At 67.0% G+C, this 2,717-nt stretch carries 4 protein-coding genes; all 4 read right to left on the bottom strand.

Annotated features, from left to right (window positions below):
• Positions 1-103: 103 nt before the first annotated feature.
• Genes AC1DOC_RS28255 through AC1DOC_RS28240 form a run of 4 tightly spaced genes read right to left on the bottom strand, consistent with a single transcriptional unit; the run spans position 104 to position 2,585 of the window.
• Complete coding sequence (locus AC1DOC_RS28255; protein ID WP_015865647.1) at positions 104-565, bottom strand: Lrp/AsnC family transcriptional regulator; 462 nt, start codon at positions 563-565, stop codon at positions 104-106.
• Between the two features lie 37 nt (positions 566-602).
• Complete coding sequence (locus AC1DOC_RS28250) at positions 603-989, bottom strand: GFA family protein (protein ID WP_015865646.1); 387 nt, start codon at positions 987-989, stop codon at positions 603-605.
• Positions 989-1,789, bottom strand: coding sequence for an amino acid ABC transporter ATP-binding protein (locus AC1DOC_RS28245; RefSeq protein WP_015865645.1), 801 nt, complete (start codon positions 1,787-1,789; stop codon positions 989-991). The genes AC1DOC_RS28250 and AC1DOC_RS28245 overlap by 1 nt, the downstream gene beginning before the upstream one ends.
• 1 nt (position 1,790) lies before the next feature.
• Entirely contained in the window at positions 1,791-2,585 is a 795-nt protein-coding gene (locus AC1DOC_RS28240) for an amino acid ABC transporter permease (RefSeq protein WP_015865644.1), read from the bottom strand.
• Positions 2,586-2,717: the final 132 nt, after the last annotated feature.

Genomic DNA, 2,717 nt, shown 5'->3' with positions numbered 1-2,717 from the left:
GGTCTGCGCGTTGCCGACATCGCCCGGCGGCCGCGGAAAGCGCGTGTCGAGCATCAGCACACCGAGAAAGCCAGGCGCAGCGGCGTTCATCTCAAACAAGGAATCAGGAGACCGAGGGAAGGGCGCTGCGCCGGTCGATCTTCCGGCTCAGCACGATGGAGGTCTGCGTCTGGTTGATGCCCTCCAACTGGCCGAGCTGGTCCAAGAGGACATCGAGCTTTTCGGGCGTGTCGCAGCGCAGGAAGACCATGTAGTCGAACTGGCCGCTCACGGCCGAGAGCTCCTCGACTTCGGGCACGCGTTCGAGCGCCCGGATCACCGCGGGCGCGTTCTTGGCATTGACGCTGAGCCCGCAGATCGCGCGAACGGCCGCATGCTCGAGCTTGTGGCCCAGGCGCACGCCATAGCCCGCCACGATGCCTTCGCGCTCGAGCCGTGCGATGCGCGCGACCACGGTGGTGCGCGCGATCTTGAGCTTTCGCGCCAGGTTGGCGGCGGGCTCCCTGGCGTTGGCCTGGAGCAGGCTCAGCAGGTGCCGGTCGAGATCGTCAAGTCTTCCATCCATCGGGGTGTCTCGTGAAGTTCTGGCGTTTGACGGCATGCTACGGCACTGCGGCCCAGCTGCGGCCGTCGTGCAGGGAAAGCTCGATGCGCGCATCCTGCAGCGCGTCGACGCAATGCAGGTTGACATTGACCTCGCCGGGGGCCGACCGCGGATGGCAGTGCGTATGGATGCCGCAGGTCCTGCAGAAGAAGTGGCGTGCGCGCATGGTGCCGAAGCGGTAGCTCGACAGCTGCTCCGCGCCCATGAGCAGGCGGAAGTTGCCGGCCGGCACGCGGTGGTGCAGCGCCGCCTTGCGCACGCAGTAGCTGCAGTTGCAGCTCACGCCCTTGTGCGACGCCAGCACGAACTCGAAGCGCACCGCGCCGCAGTGGCAGCGCCCCTGCTGCCACGCGCAGGCTTCTTCGGAAGGAGCCTCGCCGCTCACTAGGCGAGGACAGCAGCGGGTTCGGCCGTGCCGGCGGACGCCTTGAAGCGGCCGAGGAACGCGCGCGTCGACTCCTGCTGCGGGTTGTCGATGACGATGCCGGGCGGCCCGCATTCCGCGACGACGCCATCGCGCATGAAGATCACCTGGTCCGCCACCTCGCGCGCAAAGCCGATTTCATGGGTGACCAGGATCATGGTCATGCCTTCCTTCGCCAGGCTCTTGATGACGGTCAGCACTTCTCCGACGAGCTCGGGATCCAGCGCCGAGGTGGCCTCGTCGAACAGCATCACGTTCGGCTTCATGGCCAGSGCGCGGGCGATGGCCACGCGCTGCTTCTGCCCGCCCGAGAGCTTGTCGGGGTAGTAGTCGGCGCGCTCGAGCAGCCCCACCTTCTGCAGCAGCGCCCGGGCCTCGGCCGCTGCCTGGGCCTTGGGCGTCTTGAGCACGGTGACCGGGCCTTCCATGACGTTCTGCAGCGCGGTCATGTGGGGGAACAGGTTGAAGTGCTGGAACACCATGCCGGTGGAGGCGCGGAACTTGGCGAGCTTGCGCTCGTTCGGCAGCGCGGTGTCGCGTCCGCTGAACTGGATCGCCTGGTCGCCGACGGCGATGCGTCCGCCGTCTGGAACCGTCAGCAGGTTGATGCAGCGAAGCAGTGTGGATTTGCCGGAACCCGAAGGCCCGATCATTGCGACCACCTGGCCGCGTTCGATCTTCAGCGAGATGTCCTTGAGGACCACGTGGGCGCCGAAGGACTTTCGAAGGCCTGCGATCTCGATCACGGTGGGTGTCGTCATGTCAGGCTTCCTTGGCAACGCCGTATTCCATGCGCTTGGCCCAGATCGTGATGGGCAGCAGCACGGCGAAATAGGCAATGGCGATGAAGGTGTAGAGCTCCAGCGGCCGGTAGGTGTCGTGCGCGATCACCTGGCCCTGGTACAGCAGGTCCGGCACGGCCAGCACCGAGAGCAGCGAGGTGTTCTTCAGCTGCATGATCGACTGGCTCATCAGCGGCGGCACCATTTTCTTGAACGCCTGCGGCAGCAGGATGCGGCGCAGCAGCTGCAGGCGCGTCATGCCCAGCGCCTTGCCGGCCTCGGTCTGGCCGGCCTCGATGGAGATGATCCCGCCGCGCACGATCTCCGAATAGAACGCGCCGCCGTAGAGCGTCAGGCACAGCGTGGCGGCGGCCGTGGCCGAGAGTTCGAGGCCGGTGAGCACGGGCAGCGCGTAGTAGAACCACACGAGCTGCACCAGCACCGGCGTGCACCGGAACACCTCGATGTAGGCGCGCAGCGGCGCCGTGATGTACGGGTTGGTGGACAGGCGCCCCAGGCCGGTGACCACGCCCACCAGCAGCCCGAGCACCACGCAGACCACCGTGAACAGCAGCGTGTAGAGCAGCCCGCTGATGAGCAGCGAGCGGTACTTCCACAGCACCGCGAAGTCCCAGTCGTAGCCCGCGGAGGCCGCGCTGGCGCCGGCGAAGTGCTTGACCAGCGCCCAGGCACCGGCCAGCGCGAGCACCACCATCAGGGCCATGCCCAGACGGGAGCGCGAGCGGGGCGCCCCCTGCGATTCGGCGTATTCCATGGCCCGGCCTCAGAACTTGATTTCGGACGGGAAGGCGCTGGCGGGAACGCCGGCGAGTTTTTCCATGTTCTTCAGGATCACGCTGCGGACCTCGCCCTTGGCGCGAACCTCTCCCAGCCAGGCGTTGACGGC

Source organism: Variovorax sp. 01T439_2 (genome assembly GCF_056398445.1).
This window is presented reverse-complemented; position numbering and strand designations above follow the sequence as displayed.

Coding starts and splice junctions, on each gene's coding strand:
- AC1DOC_RS28255 (WP_015865647.1), bottom strand. CDS start 565: ATGGATGGAAGACTTGACGATCTCGACCGGCACCTGCTGAGCCTGCTC.
- AC1DOC_RS28240 (WP_015865644.1), bottom strand. CDS start 2,585: ATGGAATACGCCGAATCGCAGGGGGCGCCCCGCTCGCGCTCCCGTCTG.